27 protein-coding genes are annotated in these 18,549 nt (G+C 63.7%); 3 read left to right on the top strand and 24 right to left on the bottom strand.

Annotation, left to right across the window (positions count from 1 at the left end; all coding sequences use genetic code 11):
* Positions 1-102: 102 nt before the first annotated feature.
* Positions 103-1,716, top strand: coding sequence for an OprO/OprP family phosphate-selective porin (locus NLM27_RS09310; RefSeq protein WP_254143030.1), 1,614 nt, complete (start codon positions 103-105; stop codon positions 1,714-1,716).
* Positions 1,717-1,757: 41 nt separating this feature from the next.
* Here NLM27_RS09310 and NLM27_RS09305 read toward each other — a convergent pair whose 3' ends face one another.
* On the bottom strand, positions 1,758-2,135 hold the full coding sequence (locus tag NLM27_RS09305) for a helix-turn-helix domain-containing protein (protein WP_157329219.1): 378 nt from the start codon (positions 2,133-2,135) through the stop codon (positions 1,758-1,760).
* Positions 2,136-2,258: 123 nt separating this feature from the next.
* Here NLM27_RS09305 and NLM27_RS09300 point away from each other — a divergent pair, with 123 nt between their 5' ends.
* Entirely contained in the window at positions 2,259-3,272 is a 1,014-nt protein-coding gene (locus NLM27_RS09300; RefSeq protein ID WP_254143029.1) for a zinc-binding alcohol dehydrogenase family protein, read from the top strand.
* A gap of 96 nt (positions 3,273-3,368) precedes the next feature.
* Here NLM27_RS09300 and NLM27_RS09295 read toward each other — a convergent pair whose 3' ends face one another.
* Genes NLM27_RS09295 through NLM27_RS09285 form a run of 3 tightly spaced genes read right to left on the bottom strand, consistent with a single transcriptional unit; the run spans position 3,369 to position 5,835 of the window.
* Complete coding sequence (locus NLM27_RS09295; RefSeq protein WP_254143028.1) at positions 3,369-4,682, bottom strand: chloride channel protein; 1,314 nt, start codon at positions 4,680-4,682, stop codon at positions 3,369-3,371.
* A gap of 57 nt (positions 4,683-4,739) precedes the next feature.
* On the bottom strand, positions 4,740-5,036 hold the full coding sequence (locus NLM27_RS09290) for a DUF1330 domain-containing protein (RefSeq protein WP_254143027.1): 297 nt from the start codon (positions 5,034-5,036) through the stop codon (positions 4,740-4,742).
* A 10-nt stretch (positions 5,037-5,046) separates the two neighbouring features.
* Positions 5,047-5,835: an SDR family NAD(P)-dependent oxidoreductase gene (locus NLM27_RS09285; protein ID WP_254143026.1), complete on the bottom strand. Its 789-nt coding sequence runs from the start codon at positions 5,833-5,835 to the stop codon at positions 5,047-5,049.
* A gap of 199 nt (positions 5,836-6,034) precedes the next feature.
* Between NLM27_RS09285 and NLM27_RS09280 the strand changes: the two genes are divergently transcribed.
* On the top strand, positions 6,035-7,012 hold the full coding sequence (locus tag NLM27_RS09280) for a tripartite tricarboxylate transporter substrate binding protein (protein ID WP_254143025.1): 978 nt from the start codon (positions 6,035-6,037) through the stop codon (positions 7,010-7,012).
* A 78-nt stretch (positions 7,013-7,090) separates the two neighbouring features.
* Here the strand turns inward: NLM27_RS09280 and rplQ are convergent, their stop codons facing one another.
* From rplQ to rpsC, 20 genes are all read right to left on the bottom strand, one after another.
* Positions 7,091-7,507: a 50S ribosomal protein L17 gene (rplQ, locus tag NLM27_RS09275; RefSeq protein WP_080137232.1), complete on the bottom strand. Its 417-nt coding sequence runs from the start codon at positions 7,505-7,507 to the stop codon at positions 7,091-7,093.
* Between the two features lie 136 nt (positions 7,508-7,643).
* The gene (locus NLM27_RS09270) at positions 7,644-8,675 is read right to left on the bottom strand and encodes a DNA-directed RNA polymerase subunit alpha (protein ID WP_247279372.1); all 1,032 of its coding nucleotides are present in this window, start codon (positions 8,673-8,675) and stop codon (positions 7,644-7,646) included.
* A gap of 111 nt (positions 8,676-8,786) precedes the next feature.
* On the bottom strand, positions 8,787-9,176 hold the full coding sequence (gene rpsK / locus NLM27_RS09265; protein WP_007603045.1) for a 30S ribosomal protein S11: 390 nt from the start codon (positions 9,174-9,176) through the stop codon (positions 8,787-8,789).
* 130 nt (positions 9,177-9,306) lie between these two features.
* The gene (rpsM, locus tag NLM27_RS09260; protein WP_008549231.1) at positions 9,307-9,675 is read right to left on the bottom strand and encodes a 30S ribosomal protein S13; all 369 of its coding nucleotides are present in this window, start codon (positions 9,673-9,675) and stop codon (positions 9,307-9,309) included.
* 188 nt (positions 9,676-9,863) lie between these two features.
* Positions 9,864-10,730: an adenylate kinase gene (locus NLM27_RS09255; protein WP_254143024.1), complete on the bottom strand. Its 867-nt coding sequence runs from the start codon at positions 10,728-10,730 to the stop codon at positions 9,864-9,866.
* A gap of 276 nt (positions 10,731-11,006) precedes the next feature.
* Entirely contained in the window at positions 11,007-12,338 is a 1,332-nt protein-coding gene (gene secY / locus NLM27_RS09250; RefSeq protein ID WP_091894740.1) for a preprotein translocase subunit SecY, read from the bottom strand.
* Between the two features lie 149 nt (positions 12,339-12,487).
* Positions 12,488-12,973 (bottom strand): 50S ribosomal protein L15, encoded by a 486-nt coding sequence (gene rplO / locus NLM27_RS09245; RefSeq protein ID WP_074116733.1) that lies wholly within the window; start codon positions 12,971-12,973, stop codon positions 12,488-12,490.
* Positions 12,974-13,034: 61 nt separating this feature from the next.
* The gene (rpmD, locus tag NLM27_RS09240; RefSeq protein WP_011088137.1) at positions 13,035-13,229 is read right to left on the bottom strand and encodes a 50S ribosomal protein L30; all 195 of its coding nucleotides are present in this window, start codon (positions 13,227-13,229) and stop codon (positions 13,035-13,037) included.
* Between the two features lie 25 nt (positions 13,230-13,254).
* A complete protein-coding gene (gene rpsE, locus NLM27_RS09235; RefSeq protein ID WP_014494507.1) occupies positions 13,255-13,851 on the bottom strand; it encodes a 30S ribosomal protein S5 in 597 nt (198 codons plus the stop codon).
* Positions 13,852-13,898: 47 nt separating this feature from the next.
* Positions 13,899-14,261: a 50S ribosomal protein L18 gene (rplR, locus tag NLM27_RS09230; RefSeq protein ID WP_007603036.1), complete on the bottom strand. Its 363-nt coding sequence runs from the start codon at positions 14,259-14,261 to the stop codon at positions 13,899-13,901.
* Between the two features lie 11 nt (positions 14,262-14,272).
* Positions 14,273-14,806: a 50S ribosomal protein L6 gene (gene rplF, locus NLM27_RS09225; protein ID WP_254143023.1), complete on the bottom strand. Its 534-nt coding sequence runs from the start codon at positions 14,804-14,806 to the stop codon at positions 14,273-14,275.
* A gap of 16 nt (positions 14,807-14,822) precedes the next feature.
* Entirely contained in the window at positions 14,823-15,221 is a 399-nt protein-coding gene (gene rpsH / locus NLM27_RS09220; protein ID WP_018322269.1) for a 30S ribosomal protein S8, read from the bottom strand.
* 14 nt (positions 15,222-15,235) lie between these two features.
* On the bottom strand, positions 15,236-15,541 hold the full coding sequence (gene rpsN, locus NLM27_RS09215; RefSeq protein ID WP_018647251.1) for a 30S ribosomal protein S14: 306 nt from the start codon (positions 15,539-15,541) through the stop codon (positions 15,236-15,238).
* A gap of 46 nt (positions 15,542-15,587) precedes the next feature.
* Positions 15,588-16,145, bottom strand: a complete 558-nt coding sequence (gene rplE / locus NLM27_RS09210) for a 50S ribosomal protein L5 (RefSeq protein ID WP_011088141.1) — start codon at positions 16,143-16,145, stop codon at positions 15,588-15,590.
* The gene (gene rplX, locus NLM27_RS09205; protein ID WP_007603031.1) at positions 16,138-16,452 is read right to left on the bottom strand and encodes a 50S ribosomal protein L24; all 315 of its coding nucleotides are present in this window, start codon (positions 16,450-16,452) and stop codon (positions 16,138-16,140) included. The genes rplE and rplX overlap by 8 nt, the downstream gene beginning before the upstream one ends.
* The gene (gene rplN / locus NLM27_RS09200) at positions 16,452-16,820 is read right to left on the bottom strand and encodes a 50S ribosomal protein L14 (protein ID WP_008549246.1); all 369 of its coding nucleotides are present in this window, start codon (positions 16,818-16,820) and stop codon (positions 16,452-16,454) included. Before rplN ends, rplX begins: the two co-directional genes overlap by 1 nt.
* Positions 16,821-16,904: 84 nt before the next feature.
* Entirely contained in the window at positions 16,905-17,153 is a 249-nt protein-coding gene (rpsQ, locus tag NLM27_RS09195; RefSeq protein ID WP_008549247.1) for a 30S ribosomal protein S17, read from the bottom strand.
* A 13-nt stretch (positions 17,154-17,166) separates the two neighbouring features.
* Positions 17,167-17,373 (bottom strand): 50S ribosomal protein L29, encoded by a 207-nt coding sequence (rpmC, locus tag NLM27_RS09190; protein WP_011088144.1) that lies wholly within the window; start codon positions 17,371-17,373, stop codon positions 17,167-17,169.
* A 5-nt stretch (positions 17,374-17,378) separates the two neighbouring features.
* A complete protein-coding gene (rplP, locus tag NLM27_RS09185; protein WP_018647247.1) occupies positions 17,379-17,792 on the bottom strand; it encodes a 50S ribosomal protein L16 in 414 nt (137 codons plus the stop codon).
* A 30-nt stretch (positions 17,793-17,822) separates the two neighbouring features.
* Positions 17,823-18,548: a 30S ribosomal protein S3 gene (gene rpsC / locus NLM27_RS09180; RefSeq protein WP_130212057.1), complete on the bottom strand. Its 726-nt coding sequence runs from the start codon at positions 18,546-18,548 to the stop codon at positions 17,823-17,825.
* Position 18,549 lies beyond the last annotated feature (1 nt).

The following is an 18,549-nucleotide window of genomic DNA, read 5'->3' as shown; positions in this document are numbered from 1 at the left end:
GGAACCGCGCAACCGCAGTGCAGCGTCGCGGGGCAGTCATCGATCATACCTAGGCTCTCCCGTTACGACTTGGGGAAGTTCGTCAAAGGATGGAGTCATGACATGAGCAGGACAAGATTTGCGGCCACGGCGATTGGACTCGCCGGTGCGCTGGCGGCCTCGCAGGCCCAGGCCCAATCGGCAAGCAGCAGCGAGCAGGAGATCGCGCTGCTGAAGCAGCAGTTGAAGATGCTGGAGCAGAAGCTCGACAAGCTCCAGAGCCAGACCGCGGCGAACACGGCAGCCACGGCGAAAACCAGGGCCGAAGCGAAAGCCGAGGCCAAGGCCGAGGCGCGCTCGGAGGCAAAGGCCGTGGTTGCCAACGCCAATGCGGCGATCCCGGTGAAGGGCCCGGCGCCCGCCTCCGGCGTGGTCGTGACCATGCCGAACAACCGGCCGACCATTTGCACCGCCGACCAGGCGAACTGCGTCGCCATCACCAGTCGCCTGCACTGGGATGTCGGCGGCTATGACTATCGTCCCAACACCGCGGGCACCGTGCCGCAGAAGCTCGACAGCGGCCAGAACGTTCGCCGCGCGCGCATCGGCGTCACCGGCAAGTTCTTCCACGACTGGAACTTCGCGCTGGTCTACGACTTCGGCGGTTCGTCCGACGGATTTGGCGGCACCGCACCGGGATCACTTCCGGGCGGCGGCGTCTCCGGCGTCGAGAACGCCTATCTCAGCTATACGGGGTTGAAGCCGTTCGGCGGCAAGATGGCCATCGAAGGCGGCATCATGGACCTGCCCTACACGCTCGATGAGGCCACGAGCTCCAATGACATTATGTTCATGGAGCGAGCCTCGGCCGGCATCGTCGCTACCAGCATCGCCGCAGGCGACTTCCGCTCGGCCATCGGCACACGCTGGTACAACGACGTGTTCTGGGCCGGCGCCTACGTCACCGGTCCAACCACGGGCGCGATCCATTCCGCCTCCAGCGTTGCGCCGAACGGCACCACCGAGCAGTATGGCGCGGTCGCCCGCGTCGCGGGCCAGATCGTCAGCGGCAAAGACTATTCGGTCCATCTTGGCGGCAATGCCGAATGGCTGATCCAGCCGACGCGCAATCTGGTGACGGGAGCGCAGACGGTCACGCTGAACGATCGTCCGGAACTGCGCATCGACCCGACGGTCCTGGCGACGACCGGCGCGATCGCCAATGCGTCGGGGGCGCAGGTCTACAGCGTCGAAGCAGCGGCGACCTACGGGCCGCTGATCCTGCAAGGCGAGTATTTCTGGTACAACGTGGACCGCGGCGCCAATACCGGCCTGCCGCCGCTGGGCGCGCCGAGCCTCAAATTCCAGGGCGGCTACGCGCAGGCCGGCTACGTGCTGACGGGCGAAGGCCGGACCTATAACGCGGCGAATGCGGCCTATGGCGGCGTCAAGCCGGCGCATCCGTTCTCGCTCGACGGCGGAGGTTGGGGCGCTTGGGAGATCGCGGGACGCTTCTCCACGATCGACCTCAATGATCAGCTCGGGACCGCCACCGGCATCGCCGGCGGCCGCCAGACTGTCTATACGCTCGCGCTCAACTGGTACGTCAACGGCAATGTCCGCTTCATGCTCGACTATCTGCATGGCGACATCTCCAGGCAGGCTTCAGCGGTCTCGAGTGCCAACGTCGGCTCGAAGTTCGATGCCGTCGCGATGCGCACGCAGTTCGCGTTCTGACACGATCGCTTCCGGGAGCGGCGAGGTCCGCTCCCGGACACTTACGCCGCGCGTTTCGGCTTCTTCACGACCACCGGCGGCGGCGCACAGGACAGCCGCTGCTGATGGCTCTCGCCCCAGGCCTTCAGGATATCGATCACGGGCCTGAGGCTCTCGCCGAGCTCGGAAAGGCAGTACTCCACCCGCGGCGGCACTTCAGCATAGACCTTGCGGATGACCAGCTTGTCCTCCTCCAGCGCGCGAAGCTGCTTTGTGAGCATGCGCTGGGTGATGCCGGGCATCCGGCGGCGCAATTCGCCGAAGCGCTGGGTGCCGCTCTGGAGGTGGTAGAGGATCACGCCCTTCCATTTGCCGTCGATCAGGTCCAGCGTCGCCTCGACCGAGCAGCCCGGGCGCCGGGCAAAATTGCGCCGTTTCATGCGTATTTTTCCCAATAGTATCCAAACAGGGACTATATCCCCGAATTTACAGTACTTGCCAAATCGGAGCCAGAGCGACAGTTAGGGCGGCGGGCGAACAAAGCCATCTGATGGAGACAAGCCATGAAGGCCGTCGGCTACAAGAAATCGCTTCCGATCGAGGACGCGGATTCACTGATCGATTTCGAGACCGCAAAACCAGAACCTGGCGGGCGCGACATCCGCGTCGCCGTGAAGGCGATCTCAGCCAATCCGGTCGATTACAAGGTGCGCAAGCGCGCAGCTCCGCCCCAGGGCGAGACGAAGATCCTCGGCTATGACGCGGCCGGCGTGGTCGACGCCGTCGGCCCCGACGTGACGCTGTTCAAACCGGGTGATGAAGTGTTCTACGCAGGTTCTATCCTGCGCCAGGGCACCAACTCGGAATACCATTTGGTCGACGAACGCATCGTCGGCAACAAGCCGAGGAGCCTGTCGTTCGCGCAAGCAGCGGCTCTTCCCCTCACCTCCATCACCGCCTGGGAATTGCTGCTCGACCGGCTCGGCGCAGTGCCGGGCAAGAGCGTCGATCCGCGCACGCTGCTGATCACCGGCGGCGCAGGCGGCGTCGGTTCGATCCTGATCCAGCTCGCGCGTCGCCTCACCGGGCTGACGGTGCTCGCCACCGCAACGCGGCCGGAGTCGCAAAAATGGTGCCTCGATCTCGGCGCGCACGCCGTAATCGACCACGGCAAGCCCATGAAGGAGCAGATCGAGAGCCTGAAGCTGCCGCCGGTAGCGCTGGTGGCGAGCCTCACCTTCACAGACCAGCACTACAAATCGATCGCCGAGTTCATGGCGCCGCAGGGCCGGTTCGGCCTGATCGACGATCCGCCAGAGTTCACCATGAGCACGTTCAAGGGCAAGGCGATTTCGGTGCACTGGGAATCGATGTTCACGCGCTCCTCGTTCCAGACACCTGACATGATCGCGCAGCATCAGCTGCTCAACGACGTCGCCGACCTCATCGACAAGGGCGTCCTGCGCACCACGCTCGACCAGACCTTCGGCACGATCAATGCGGCCAACCTCAAACGCGCCCACGCGCTGCTCGAAAGCGGCAAGTCGCGCGGCAAGATCGTGCTGGAGGGGTGGTAGCAGAGACTTCGTAGGGTGGGCAAAGGCGCACTCGCGCCGTGCCCACCATCTTTCCGACGCACGCAATCAAAATGGTGGGCACGCTTTCGCTTTGCCCTACGGCATCTTATCCTGCGGACGCGCCGCCCGCTCGATGAAGCCCTTGGCGAGCGCGTGATAGATGCCCTCCTCGCAGATCATTCGCGAGGTCGCATGCGCGATCAGCGCGGCCGCCATCAACGGCACGACCATGCCGTGATTATCGGTCATCTCGGTCACGATCACGAAGGCGGTGATCGGCGCCTGCACCACGCCGGCGAAATACGAAACCATGCCGAGCAGCATGATCGCGCCGAGCGGCGCATCGTGGAAGAAGGCGGCGACGTTGCTGCCGATGCCGGCACCGACCGCGAGCGACGGCGAGAAAATGCCGCCGGGAATGCCGCTGATCGCCGCAAAGGTGGTGGCAAGAAATTTGAGGGCGCCGAAGTCCTGCGGCAGCGGCGCGCTGTGTTCCAGCGCCGCCTTCACCTGCTCATAACCTGTGCCATAGATCGTATCGCCGGATACCAGACCGCAGATCGCGACGGCAAGGCCGCAAGCGAATGCGAACCACAGCGGATGGGCCTTGATCGCGCGTCCCACAGGATTCCTAGAACCGCGCGCCATGGCAATGACAATGCGGCTGAACAAGCCGCCCGCGAGGCCACCGGCCACACCGCAGATCGGAACGGCCAGCCAGTCGGCGCCACGCGCCAGCGACATCGCGCTGCTGCCGAAATAGGAGTAATTGCCGGCGAGAGCGAGCGAGGTCAGGCCAGCCGCGATGACGGCCGCAATGATCAGGCTGGATGTGCGGGTCTCGAAGGCGCGGCTCATCTCCTCGATGCCGAAGACGATGCCGGCCAGCGGCGTGTTGAAGGCTGCGGCGACGCCAGCGGCAGCGCCAGCCAGGATCAGCCCGGGCTGGCGACGCGGCGAGACGCGGCCCAGCGCGAACATGATGGAAGCACCGACCTGCACGGTCGGCCCTTCCCGCCCAACGGAGCCGCCGCACAACAGCCCGAACAGAGTGAGGAGCACCTTTCCGATCGCGATTCGGATCGAAACGAGGCTCTCTCGCGCATTCTGGTCGGTCAGATGCCGCGCCGCGATCGCCTGCGGGATGCCGCTGCCCTGCGCGTTCGGGAACAGACGGATGGTCAGATAGGCCGACAGCATGAAGCCGAGCGGCGTCACCGCCAGCACGGCATAGCGCGACTTCGAGAGCAGCAGCGCAAAGGCGTGCTGAGCGAGGTCGGCAACTTGCGCCAGCGCCACCGCTGTGGCGCCGACCCCGATCCCGCCGAGCAGAAAGATCGCTTGCCGCTGCCATCGCGCGGATGTCAGCCTGAACAGACGTTTATGGCGGGTCGAAAGGGGCCAGAGCATGGAGACCCTGTTTTAGCCGGTCCCACGCTGAATTGAAGGGGCAAGTGGGTAGATCAGCTAGGCCGGAACCACTCCCTCCACGAACAGCAGCCGCCGCTCCAGCGCCGTCTGCCGCAACTTCAGCGCCTCGGCATATTCCGGCGAAGCGTACCATTCTTTCAGCCTCGCCATCGACGGGAATTCGACGATGACGATGGCCCTCGGCGGCAGATTGCCTTCGGCGAGTTCGGCCTTGCCGCCGCGAACGAGATAACGGCCGCCATACTGCGCGATCGTCTTCGCGGCGAGCGCGCGATAAGCTTCGAATCCATCGGGATCGCGCATCTCGACTTCGGAGATCACGTAGGCTGCCATTTTCGCTGCCTCAAGCAATCGTATTGACGATGCCGCCCTCGGCCCGCAACGCCGCGCCGTTGGTCGCGGACGCCTGCTTGGACGCGACATAGACCACCATGTTGGCGATCTCGTCGACGCTGGCGAAGCGTTGCAGCAGAGAGCTCGGGCGGTGCTGCTTGACGAAATTGGCGGCGGCCTCGTCGACCGACTGGCCGTTCTGCCTGGCGAGATCCTTCACGAAGGTCTCGACGCCCTCCGACATCGTCGGCCCAGGCAGCACGGAATTGACGGTGACACCAGTACCGCCCGTGAGCTGCGCGAGGCCGCGCGCGACCGAGAGCTGGGCCGTCTTGGTCATGCCGTAGTGGATCATCTCGACGGGAATGTTGAGCCCGGACTCCGACGAGATGAAGACGATGCGGCCCCAATTGCGCTTCAGCATACCTTTCATGTACGCGCGCGACAGCCGCACGCCGCTCATCACGTTGACCTCGAAGAAGCGGGTCCAATCCTCGTCAGAGATGTCGAAATAATCCTTCGGCTCGAAGATACCGGCATTGTTGATAAGGATATCGACCTCGGGAAGCGCCGCCACGAGCGCCTTGCAACCAGCCGAGGTCGAGACGTCGGCGGCGATACCGCGGACTTTGGCGCCAGCCCCTTCCAGCTTCCGGACGGCGGCATCGACCTTGTCCTGGCCGCGGCCATTGATCACGACGCTGGCGCCGGAGGCAGCGAGGCCCTTGGCGATGGCCTGGCCGATGCCGGCGGTGGAGCCGGTCACCAGGGCGGATTTACCGGAAAGGTCGATGTTCATGTAGTATCTCCATCTGATCTATGACGGGGATATCGGACGCGGCGGATCGGGGCGCAATCGGTGCTCACCAATCAGTGAGACGGGGAGAACTGCTCCGGCGCCCTGGCCTCGCCCAGCCCTGTCCCGATCGCTGCTGGAACGATTATTGCTAAGTCAGATCGCCCTCCTATTGCTCATTTGAACAAGGAAGATCCATGCGATGAAAAGAACGGCCCTCACTGTTGCGCTCGGGTTGCTCGGTCTGATCGGCGGCCACTCGCTTGCGCATGCCCAAGCGGTCTATCCCGAAAAATCGTTGCAATTGATCGTCCCCTTCCCGCCCGGCGGCGCCTCCGACGTGGTTGCACGCATCATCGGCAGCGAACTGGAGACGCGGCTCGGCAAGCCCGTGATCATCATAAACCGTCCCGGGGGCGGCACCACGATCGCAGCAAAGGAGGTCGCACGCGCGGCGCCTGACGGATACACCCTGTTCTTCAGCTCGAACTCGAGCTTCACGCTGCCGGCGGCCGTGAAGGAAAGCGTGCCTTACGACGCAGCCAAGGATTTCGAGCCGCTCGGCCAGGTCGGCAAGATCACGCTTGCGCTGGTTACCTACAAGGACAACCCGATCAAAGACGTGGCTGCGCTCGTCACTGAGGCGAAGGCCAATCCCGACAAGCTGTCGCTGGCGTCATTCGGCGTTGCGACCGTCTCGCATTTTGCGGGCGAGCTGTTCAAATCGGACGCCGGGATCAGGATGGTCCACCTGCCCTACAAGGGCAGCGCGCCGGCGATGAACGACCTCATTGGCAAGCATATCCAATATCACGTCGACACGGTCATTGCCGTCAAGCCGCAGATCGAGGCCGGCACCGTCACAGTGCTCGCCGTGTTCTCGGCCAAACGCACGCCCTTCCTGCCCGACGTGCCGACGCTCGCCGAGCTCGGCTATGGCAACATCGACTTCGCATCCTGGGGCGCGGTGGTCGCTCCCAAGGGCCTGCCGCCGGCCGTTCGTGACAAGCTGACGGCAACCTTGGAGGAGGCGATCAACAGCCCATCCGTGGCCGAACGCTTCGCCGCGGTCGGCTTCGAGCCCGGTTTCAAGCGATACAGCGACTGGACCAGCGCCATCGGCAAGGAGACCGCCGAAATGAAGGAGATCGCGCAAAAGGCGGGGATCAAGGAGGAATAATCCTCTCGACGCGTCCCACTCCAGGAAACAAAAACGGCGCCCAAGGGCGCCGTTTTCAATTCATTTCTGCTCGGTGGCTTACGCCGCCTCGGCTTCCTTTTCCTGCACCGGACCGGAATCCTGGCCCTTGGCATCGACGTCGCGATCGACGAACTCGATCACGGCCATCGCGGCGTTGTCGCCGTAGCGGAAGCCGGCCTTGATGATCCGGGTGTAGCCGCCCTGGCGGTCCTTGTAGCGGGTCGCGAGCGTGTCGAAGAGCTTCTTGACCATGTCGACGTCGCGCAGCTCCGCGATCGCCTGGCGGCGCAGCGACAGGCCGCCCTTCTTGCCGAGGGTGACGAGCTTCTCGACGATCGGCCGAAGCTCCTTGGCCTTGGGCAGCGTGGTGACGATCTGCTCGTGCTTGATCAGCGCGGCCGCCATGTTGGCGAACATCGCCTTGCGGTGCTCGGCCGTGCGGTTGAGCTTCCGATGAACCTTGCCGTGACGCATGTGTGTAGTCCTTACGTTAAAACTGCCGCGACGGTTCGTCGGACATGTTGCTCAGGTGGGCTGCCTGCGTTCGCCCAGATAGCGAGTAGCAAATGGCGAGTAGCATTCGCTATTCGCCATTCCCCATTCGCCAAACTCAGTAATGATCCTCGAAGCGCTTGGCGAGCTCGTCGATGTTCTCCGGCGGCCAGCCCGGCACTTCCATGCCGAGGTGCAGACCCATCTGGGCCAGCACTTCCTTGATCTCGTTCAGCGACTTGCGGCCGAAGTTCGGAGTGCGGAGCATTTCGGCTTCGCTCTTCTGCACGAGGTCGCCGATGTAGACGATGTTGTCGTTCTTCAGGCAGTTGGCCGAACGCACCGACAGCTCGAGCTCGTCCACCTTCTTGAGGAAGGCCGGGTTGAAGGCGAGGTCCGGGATGATCTCCTGGGCGACTTCCTTGCGCGGCTCTTCGAAGTTGACGAACACGTTGAGCTGATCCTGCAGGATGCGGGCGGCGTAAGCCACGGAATCATCCGGCGAGATCGCGCCGTTGGTCTCGATCGTCATGGTCAGCTTGTCGTAGTCGAGGATCTGGCCCTCGCGGGTGTTCTCGACCTTGTAGGAGACCTTGCGGACCGGCGAGTACAGGCTGTCGACCGGGATCAGGCCGATCGGCGCGTCCTCGGGACGGTTGCGCTCGGCGGGCACGTAGCCCTTGCCGGTCGAGACCGTGAACTCCATGCGGATCTCGGCGCCCTCGTCGAGCGTGCAGATCTGGAGGTCCGGGTTGAGCACGGTGACGTCGCCGACGGTCTGGATGTCGCCGGCGGTGACGACACCCGGGCCCTGCTTCTTCACGACCATGCGCTTGGGGCCTTCGCCCTGCATCTTGATCGAGATGTCCTTGATGTTGAGCACGATGTCGGTGACGTCCTCACGGACGCCCGCGATCGAGGAGAACTCGTGCAGCACGCCGTCGATGTGCACCGACTGCACCGCCGCGCCCTGGAGCGAGGAAAGCAGGATGCGGCGCAGCGCGTTGCCGAGGGTCTGGCCGAAGCCGCGCTCGAGCGGCTCGGCGACGATGGTCGCGAAACGGTTCGAGTCGCTGCCGGGCGTGACCTGGAGCTTGTTCGGTCGAATCAGTTCTTGCCAATTTTTCTGGATCGTCACTGTTTCACCCATACAGGCCAGTCAATTTGAAAACTCAAATACTGGCGTTGGAGAAAGGCCGCAGATCATTCCCGCGGCTTCGCAAAAAAACATCGCGGGCGCCGATGCGCCCGCAACTTCGTATCAAACGCGACGACGCTTGCGCGGACGGCAACCGTTGTGCGGGATCGTGGTCACGTCACGGATCGAGGTGACGGTGAAGCCTGCGGCCTGGAGCGCGCGGAGTGCCGACTCACGGCCCGAACCCGGACCGGCGACTTCGACTTCCAGCGTGCGCATGCCGTGCTCCTGCGCCTTCTTCGAGACGTCTTCCGCGGCAACCTGCGCGGCATACGGGGTCGACTTGCGCGAGCCCTTGAAGCCCATCGTGCCGGCGGAGGACCAGGCAATCGTGTTGCCCTGCGCGTCGGTGATGGTGATGGTCGTGTTGTTGAACGACGAGTTCACGTGCGCGACGCCGGAGGCGATGTTCTTGCGCTCACGACGACGAACGCGGGTGGCTTCCTTGCCCATTGAGTACCTTTCCTGGAGATCTCAAACGCCGCCGTAATGCCAGCGGCTACACCTGTGGAAGCGAATGGTGAGTAGCGAATGGCGAATAGGGAAAATCCTACTCGCCATTCGCCATTCCCTATTCGCGAGTTTACTTCTTCTTGCCGGCGATGGCCTTGGCCGGACCCTTGCGCGTACGCGCATTGGTGTGGGTACGCTGACCGCGCACCGGCAGACCGCGACGATGACGCAGGCCGCGGTAGCAGCCGAGGTCCATCAGACGCTTGATGTTGATGCCGACCTCACGACGCAGGTCGCCCTCGACGAGATAGTCGCGGTCGATCACTTCGCGGATCTGGAGCACTTCGGCATCGCTGAGCTGATTGACGCGACGATCCACGGGGATCTTCACCTTTTCGAGGATCTCACCAGCGATCTTCTGGCCGATGCCATGGATGTACTGGAGCGCGATCAGCACGCGCTTGTTGGTCGGAATGTTCACGCCGGCAATACGGGCCACGGCCTTCTCTCCTGTTGCCGATCCCTCGTCAGGAATCGGGCTTTAAGTGCTTATGTTTCTCGGGCAGGTGTTCACAAACGCGAACACGACGCCCACCCCTGGTCTTCCTGGGGCCCGGCATCGTTTGAAACTATCCGACTTGGATGCGGGGCTTATTAGGGGATTCAGGGGGCTTTCGTCAACCGCTGCTAGCGTTTGGCTCGCTTTTTCGTGACCTTTTTTGCGGCCTTTTTGGCACCCTTTTTGACAGCCTTCTTGGCGGTCTTTTTCGCTGCTTTCCTGACGGTCTTCTTGGTCGCCTTCGTCGCCCCCTTCACGGCCTTCTTCGCCGGCTTTTTGGCGGTCTTGGCCGATTTAGCTGCCTTTCTAGCCGATTTCGCCGGCTTTTTGGCCGATTTCTTGGCTGCTTTGGCCTTCTTGGACGGCGCGGCCTTGGCCGCGCTGCGGGCATGCGTCTTGGGCTCGACCGCCCCCAGCGCCAGGAGCTGGCGGTGAATGGCGCGGGTAACCTCGTCGATGGCCATCATGCCGTCGATGGTGGAAAGCTTCCGCCGCTCGGAATAGTAGTGAATCAGGGGTTCCGTCTGGCTGCGGTAGCTGGCGAGGCGCTTGGTCAGGACCTCCGGGGTGTCGTCGACCCGGACCTCCTCCCCGCGCTCGCGCATCTGAGCGACGCGGGTCTCGACGCGGTTCAGGAGCGCGCTCTCGTTGACGCGGAGCTCGATCACCGCATCGAGCTTGAGGTGCTTGTGCCTCAGCAGCTCATCCAGCGCCTCGGCCTGCGGTACCGTGCGCGGGAAGCCGTCCAGGATGAAACCCTGCTTGGCGTCCGGCTGGTCGATCCGGTCGGAGATGATCCCCACCACCACATCGTCGGGCACGAGGGCGCCGCTGGCCATGATCTCCTTGGCCTTCAGCCCAACCGGCGTTCCCGCCGCAACGGCGGCGCGCAGCATCTCGCCGGTCGAGAGCTGGACGATGCCATAGCGCTGCACCAAGAGTTGCGCCTGGGTCCCCTTGCCCGACCCCGGCGGTCCCAGCAGTATAATTCTCATCGGCGTACGCCCCCCGGATTGGTGAGCGATACGTCGCGCACCTGTGTTTGAAGATCAAGAACAGTGCAAACCATAATCGACGCCGCACCGCTACCCATATCATAGGGGAGCGAATGGCCGGACGCCAAGAAAGCCTTTGAAATCAGAGATTGCGTCGACGTGGGAGCAGCTCTCCCGATGCGACCAAGCGATCGGCTGATCGCCTCTTCGGACGCCGCGCGTTGCTTGCGCGGCGAATCGGCGGCGCAGTCGCGCCGCCTTTGGCGGACGCCGCGTTCAGCGGCGGCGACCGCGCAGCTTCGACTTCCGGATCAGGCCTTCATACTGATGCGCCAGCAGATAGCCCTGCACCTGCGCCACCGTGTCCATGGTGACGCTGACGACGATCAGCAGCGAAGTGCCGCCGAAGTAGAACGGCACCGAGGCGTAGGAGATCAGGATTTCCGGGATCAAGCAGACGATCGCGAGATAAATCGCACCTAATACGGTGATGCGCGACAGCACGTAGTCGATATATTCGGCGGTGCGCTCGCCCGGACGGATGCCCGGAATGAAGCCGCCATGCTTCTTCAGATTGTCGGCGGTCTCGGTCGGGTTGAAGACGATCGCGGTATAGAAAAAGGCGAAGAACACGATCAGCGCCAGATACATGATCAGGAACAGCGGGCGGCCGTGGCCGAGCTGGGTGGTGATCCACTGGAACCATTCCGGCCCGCTGCCCGCATTGAAGTTCGCAACCGTGGTCGGCAGCAGCAGCAACGAGGATGCGAAGATCGGCGGGATCACGCCCGAAGTGTTGAGCTTGAGCGGCAGATGCGAGGACTGGCCCTCGAACATCTTGTTGCCGACCTGGCGCTTCGGATACTGGATCAGCAGACGACGCTGCGCGCGCTCCATGAACACGATGAAGGCGATCACGGCGACGGCCATGATGATGACGACCAGGATCAGACCGGTCGACATTGCGCCCTGACGGCCGAGCTCGAGCATGTTGGCGAGCGCCGCGGGCAGCTCGGCGACGATGCCGGCGAGAATGATCAGCGAGATGCCGTTGCCAATGCCGCGCGAGGTGATCTGCTCGCCCAGCCACATCAGGAACATGGTGCCGCCGGTCAGCGTGATCGCCGTGGACAGGCGGAAGAACATGCCGGGGTCGCTGACGACATTGCCGGCGCCTTCGAGGCCAACCGCGATGCCATAGGACTGGAACGCCGCCAGGATGACGGTGAGGTAACGGGTGTACTGGTTCAGCGTCTTGCGGCCGGCCTCGCCTTCCTTCTTCAGCGCCTCGAGCTGCGGCGAGACGGTGGTCAGGAGCTGGATGATGATCGAGGCCGAGATGTACGGCATGATGTTCAGCGCGAAGATCGCCATGCGGTGGATGCCGCCGCCGGCGAACATGTTGAACATGCCGAGGATGCCGCCCGCCTGGGAGCGGAACACCTGCTCCCAGATGTTGGGATCGATGCCGGGCAGCGGGATGTAGGTCCCGAGCCGATAAACCAGCAGCGCACCCAGGGTGAACCAGATGCGCTTCTTCAGTTCGTCGGCCTTGGCGAACGCACCGAAATTGAGATTGGCTGCCAGTTGTTCCGCTGCAGAAACCATCTTGGACTTTCTCCCGCCGCCTATTGCGCCGTCATGCCCGCGGCCGGGCTACTTTAGCGGACGCCGGACATTATCTGGGGCTCGGCTTCGATAAGTCCATCGTCCCGCGTGCGTAAAGGCCCGCGGGGCGCGGGCCAATGACGCAGTTGTTACGCCGCCTCGCCTTCTTCCTTGGCAGGGGCGAGGATCTTCACCGAACCGCCGGCCTTCTCGACCGCCGCGATCGCGGTCTTGGAGGCGCCGTGCACTTCGATGTTGAGCTTGGACTTGAGCTCGCCGCGGCCGAGCAACCGCAGGCCGCCCTTGGCGCGGCGCAGCACGCCGCCCTTCACCAGGGCCTCGACGTTCACGACGCTGCCGGCGTCGATCTTCTTGGCATCGACCGCTTCCTGGAGCCGGTCGAGATTGATCTCGGCGAACTCGACGCGGAAGATATTGTTGAAGCCGCGCTTGGGCAGACGGCGATGCATCGGCATCTGGCCGCCTTCGAAACCCTTGATGCGCACGCCCGAACGCGCGGTCTGGCCCTTGCCGCCGCGGCCGGACTGCTTGCCCTTGCCCGAACCGATGCCGCGGCCGACGCGCATGCGCTTCTTGCGCGAGCCGGCGTTGTCGGCGATATCGCTGAGCTTCATCGCCCTTCTCCTTGTGTATTGCGCACGATCTTCACCGAAAACCGGGATCGTGCGCCGCTTCTTACTTCTCGTCGACGATGCGGACGAGATGGTGAACCTTCTCGATCATGCCGCGGACGGCCGGGGTGTCCGGCAGTTCGCTAGTGCGGCCGATCTTGTTGAGCTTGAGCCCGATCAGCGTCGAACGCTGCGAGTGATGGCGGCGGATCGCGCTGCCAGTCTGCTCGAGCTTGATCGTCTTTGCGGCCTTGGCCATGGGAGTCTACTCCGAAAAGCTTCCGTTAGTCGGCAGCCGCCTCGGCGTCACCGCCGATACGACGGGACTGGAGGGTGGACACCTTGATGTTGCGGCGGGCAGCGACCGAGCGCGGCGAGTCCTGATGCTTCAGCGCGTCGAAGGTCGCGCGAACCATGTTGTACGGGTTCGACGAGCCGATCGACTTCGCCACCACGTCCTGGACGCCGAGCGTCTCGAACACGGCGCGCATCGGGCCACCGGCGATGATGCCGGTACCGGCCGGGGCGGCACGCAGGTAGACACGGCCCGCGCCGTGACGGCCGGCGATGTCGTGATGGAGCGTACGGCCCTCGCGCAGCGACACGCGGGTCAGGTTGCGCTTGGCGGATTCGGTCGCCTTGCGGATCGCCTCAGGCACTTCGCGCGCCTTGCCGTGACCGAAGCCGGCGCGGCCCTTCTGATCGCCGATCACGACCAGCGCCGCGAAACCGAAGCGCTTGCCGCCCTTGACGACCTTGGCCACGCGGTTGATGTGAACGAGCTTGTCGACGAACTCGCTGTCGCGCTCCTCGCGCTCCCTGCGTTCACGTCCGCCGCCGCGTTGATCGCGTCCACCACGTTGTTCGCGTTCAGCTGCCATGGTTTTTCCAATCCTTCAGAGGCTTGCGCCTCAATCCTCAAATTCTGTTAGAAGCTCAGCCCGCTCTCACGCGCTGCATCGGCAAGAGCCTTGACGCGCCCGTGATAGAGATAGCTGCCGCGATCGAACACGACTTCCTTGACGCCCTTCTCGGCGGCGCGCTCCGCCAGCAGCTTGCCGACCGCCTTCGCCGCATCGATATCGGCGCCGGTCTTGCCTCCGTCGCGCATCGACTTCTCGAGCGAAGAGGCAGAGGCCAGCGTCTCGCCCTTCAGGTCGTCGATGACCTGGGCGTAGATGTGCTTGGACGAGCGGAACACCGACAGACGCGGACGGCCGCCACCGGAGCGGCGCAGCTTCAGCCGCACACTCCGCTTGCGCCGGGCATTCGTAACCTTGGCTTTGGACATGACCGGCTCCGTTACTTCTTCTTGCCTTCCTTGCGGAAGATGAATTCGCCAACATACTTCACGCCCTTGCCCTTGTAGGGCTCCGGCGGGCGATAGGCGCGGATCTCGGCCGCAACCTGGCCGACGCGCTGGATGTCGCTGCCGGTCACCGTGATCTCGGTCGGCTTCGGCACGGCGATCGTGATCCCTTCCGGGATCTGGTAGATCACGTCGTGGCTGTAGCCGAGCGCGAGCTGCAGGTTCTTACCCTGCATCGCGGCGCGGTAACCGACGCCGGTGATCTCGAGCTTCTTCTCGAAGCCCTTGGTGACGCCTTCGACCAGATTCGCGACCTGGGCGCGAGCGGTACCGTACAGCGCGCGAGCGCGGTTGGTCTCAGCCCGCGGCTTGACCTTGATCTGGCCGCTCTCGAGCTTCACCTCGACGTCGTCATGGACGACGAACTGAAGCTGGCCCTTCGGCCCCTTCATCTTGACGGTCTGCCCATCGACGGTCGCGGTCACACCCGACGGAACCGCCACAGGCCTTTTGCCAACACGTGACATGGATCAAAAATCCTTCTCAGAACACCGTGAAGAGGACTTCACCGCCCACATTCGCGTCGCGCGCGCTGTGGTCGGCCATGATCCCCTTCGGCGTCGACAACACCGAAATGCCGAGCCCGTTGTTGACCCGCGGCAGGTTCTTCACCGAGGCGTAGACGCGACGCCCGGGCTTGGAGACACGTTCGATCTCGCGGATGACGGGCTCGCCGTCGAAATACTTCAGCTCGATCTCGATCTCGCTGCGGCCCGAGGAGTGCTCGAGCGTGGCGTAGCCGCGGATGTAGCCCTCGGACTTGAGGACCTCGAGCACGTTCTCGCGCATCTTCGAGCCAGGCGTGGAGACCTTGGTCTTGGAGCGCATCTGCGCGTTGCGGATACGGGTGATCAGATCGCTGATTGGATCGTGCGTAGACATCTAAACGACCCTCCTTACCAGCTCGACTTCACGAGGCCCGGGACCATGCCCTTGGAGCCAAGGTCGCGCAGAGCGATACGGGACAGCTTGTTCTTGCGATAGTTCGAGCGCGGGCGGCCCGACAGCTCGCAGCGCAGGCGGATGCGGGTCGCCGACGAGTTGCGCGGCATTTCGGCCAGCTTCAACGTCGCAGCGAAACGCTCCTCCATCGGCAGCTTCTTGTCGGCGATGATCGCCTTCAACCGCTCACGCTTGGCGGCGGCGTTCTTCACCATCCGCTTGCGCCGGTTGTTCTTCTCGACTGAACTCTTCTTTGCCATGCTTGGCTCCTGGGTATCCGCGTTTGAGAGGCTTTAGGTCAGCGTCTCACTGCCGGAACGGGAAATTGAAAGCGGTCAACAAGGCCCTCGCCTCTTCGTCGGTCTTGGCCGTGGTGCAGACGGTGATGTCCATACCGCGGGCTTCCGTGACCTTGTCGAAGTCGATCTCGGGGAAAATGATGTGCTCCTTGATGCCGAGCGAGTAATTGCCGCGGCCGTCGAAGCTCTTCGGGTTCAGGCCGCGGAAGTCGCGGACGCGCGGCAGCGCGACCGTCACCAGGCGATCGATGAACTCGTACATGCGGGCTTTGCGCAGCGTGACCTTGCAGCCGATCGGCTGGTTCTCACGCAGCTTGAAGGTCGCGATCGCGATGCGCGAATAGGTCACGATCGCCTTCTGGCCGGCGATCTGGGTCAATTCGGCAGCGGCGGTCTCGGCCTTCTTGCGGTCGTTGACGGAATCGCCAACGCCCATGTTCAGCACGACCTTGTCCAGACGCGGAACCTGCATCACGTTCTCATAACCGAACTTCTCGGTCATGGCCGTGCGGATCTTCGCATCGTATTCCGCGCGCAGGCGCGGCGTGTAAGCGGCCTCAGCCATCGATCTCAGCTCCCGAGCTCTTGGCGATGCGGACCTTCTTGCCGTCCGCCAGAATCTTGAATCCGACGCGGGTCGGCTTTCCGTCCTTGCCGACATACGCGATGTTGGACAGTTGGATCGGCGACTCCTTCGAGATGATGCCGCCCTCCTGGGCCTGCGTCTGCTTCTGGTGACGCTTGACCATGTTGATGCCGCGCACGAGCGCCGTGCCGGCGTCGGGGCGCACCTCGAACACCTCGCCGGTGCGACCCTTGTCGCGACCGGTCAGCACGACGACCTTGTCGCCCTTGCGGATCTTCGCAGCCATCACAGCACCTCCGGCGCGAGCGAAATGATCTTCATGTGGTTCTTGGCGCGCAGCTCGCGCGGCACGGGCCCGAAGATACGGGTCCCGACCGGCTCGGCCTGGTTGTTGATCAGGACGGCGGCGTTGCGGTCGAAGCGGATGACCGAACCGTCGGCGCGGCGAATGTCCTTGCGGACGCGCACCACGACGGCCTTCATCACGTCGCCCTTCTTCACCTTGCCACGCGGAATCGCTTCCTTGATCGAGACGACGATGATGTCGCCGATCGTGGCGTAGCGGCGCTTGGAGCCCCCGAGCACCTTGATACACATGACACGGCGTGCGCCAGAATTGTCGGCCACGTCGAGGTTGGTCTGCATCTGAATCATTGATGCACCTCGTCCTCTTTCTCTTTGCGCCAGCCCAGCCGGCGCTCAACATTTCCCTGAAGTCAGTCGGCTAAAGCCAACAGATCAGGCGCTTTTCTTGTGCTCGCCCCGGATCACGACCCAGCGCTTCAACTTCGAAATCGGCTTCGATTCCTCGATCCACACCACATCGCCCGGCTTGAACTGGTTGCTCTCGTCGTGCGCGTGATAGTTCTTCGAACGGCGGATCGTCTTCTTGTAGATCGGGTGCGTGAAGCGGCGGTCGACGCGCACCACGATGGTCTTGGCTTGCTTGTCGCTGACGACCACGCCCTGCAAAGTACGTTTCGGCATCTTCGTAAGCCTCTTACTTCTTCTTCGCGCGCGTCTGCGCGGCGACGGTCTTGATCCGGGCGATGTCACGGCGGGCCTCGCGCAGGCGCGAGGTGTTCTCGAGCTGCCCGGTGGCGCGCTGGAAGCGCAGGTTGAAGCGCTCCTTCTTCAGATTCAGGATGGCGTCATCCTGCTGGTCGGGGCTCATCGCACGGATGTCTTCGATCTTCATCTGGGCCATGGCCATTACTCCGCAATGCGCTCGACGAAGCGCGTCTTGATCGGCAGCTTGGCGGCCGCCAGGGTCAGCGCCTCACGTGCCGTCTGGGTGTTGACGCCGTCGATCTCGAACAGCACCCGGCCCGGCTTGACGCGCGCGACCCACAGTTCCGGCGAACCCTTGCCGGAGCCCATGCGGACTTCGGCCGGCTTCTTCGAGACCGGAACGTCGGGGAACACGCGGATCCAGACGCGGCCGGCGCGCTTCATGTGGCGGGTCAGCGCGCGGCGGGCGGCTTCGATCTGGCGCGCGGTGACGCGCTCAGGCTCGGTCGCCTTCAGGCCGTACTGGCCGAACGCCAACGTCGCGCCCGAAGACGCAACGCCGTGGATGCGGCCCTTATGCGCCTTCCGGAACTTCGTTTTCTTAGGTTGCATCATGGCTTTAAGCCCTCAAATTCCTGTGCTGGCTTAGGCTGCAGCCGCGTCGCGGCGCTGACGGCCACCACGATCACCACTGCCGCCCGTCTCGCCCTCGGCCATTCTCTTGTCCTGGGCCATCGGATCGTGCTCGAGGATCTCGCCCTTGAAGATCCAGACCTTGACGCCGCAGGTGCCGAAGGTCGTGAACGCGGTCGCAACGCCGTAGTCGATGTCGGCGCGCAGCGTGTGCAGCGGCACGCGACCTTCGCGGTACCACTCCATGCGCGCGATTTCCGCACCGCCCAGACGTCCCGAGCAGTTGATGCGGATACCTTCCGCGCCGAGACGCATCGCCGACTGCACGGCGCGCTTCATGGCCCGGCGGAACGCCACGCGGCGCTCGAGCTGCTGCGCGATCGACTCGGCCACCAGCGTCGCATCGAGCTCCGGCTTGCGGATCTCGACGATGTTGATGACGACGTCGGACGAGGTGATGTCAGCAACCTTCTTGCGCAGCTTGTCGATGTCCGCGCCCTTCTTGCCGATCACCACGCCCGGGCGGGCCGAGTGGATGGTGACGCGGCACTTCTTGTGCGGACGCTCGATCACGATGCGGGCAACGGCCGCCTGCTTGAGCTCCTTGTGCAGGATCTCGCGGATCTTGACGTCCTCGTGCAGCAGCTTGCCGTATTCCTGCTTGCCGGCGAACCAGCGGGAATCCCAAGTCCGGTTGATGCCGAGACGCAGACCGATCGGATTGATCTTTTGACCCATC

Source organism: Bradyrhizobium sp. CCGB12, assembly GCF_024199845.1.
In the GTDB taxonomy this organism is placed as follows: domain Bacteria; phylum Pseudomonadota; class Alphaproteobacteria; order Rhizobiales; family Xanthobacteraceae; genus Bradyrhizobium.
The sequence above is the reverse complement of the archived record's forward strand: the minus strand, read 5'-3'. Positions and strand labels throughout refer to the sequence as shown.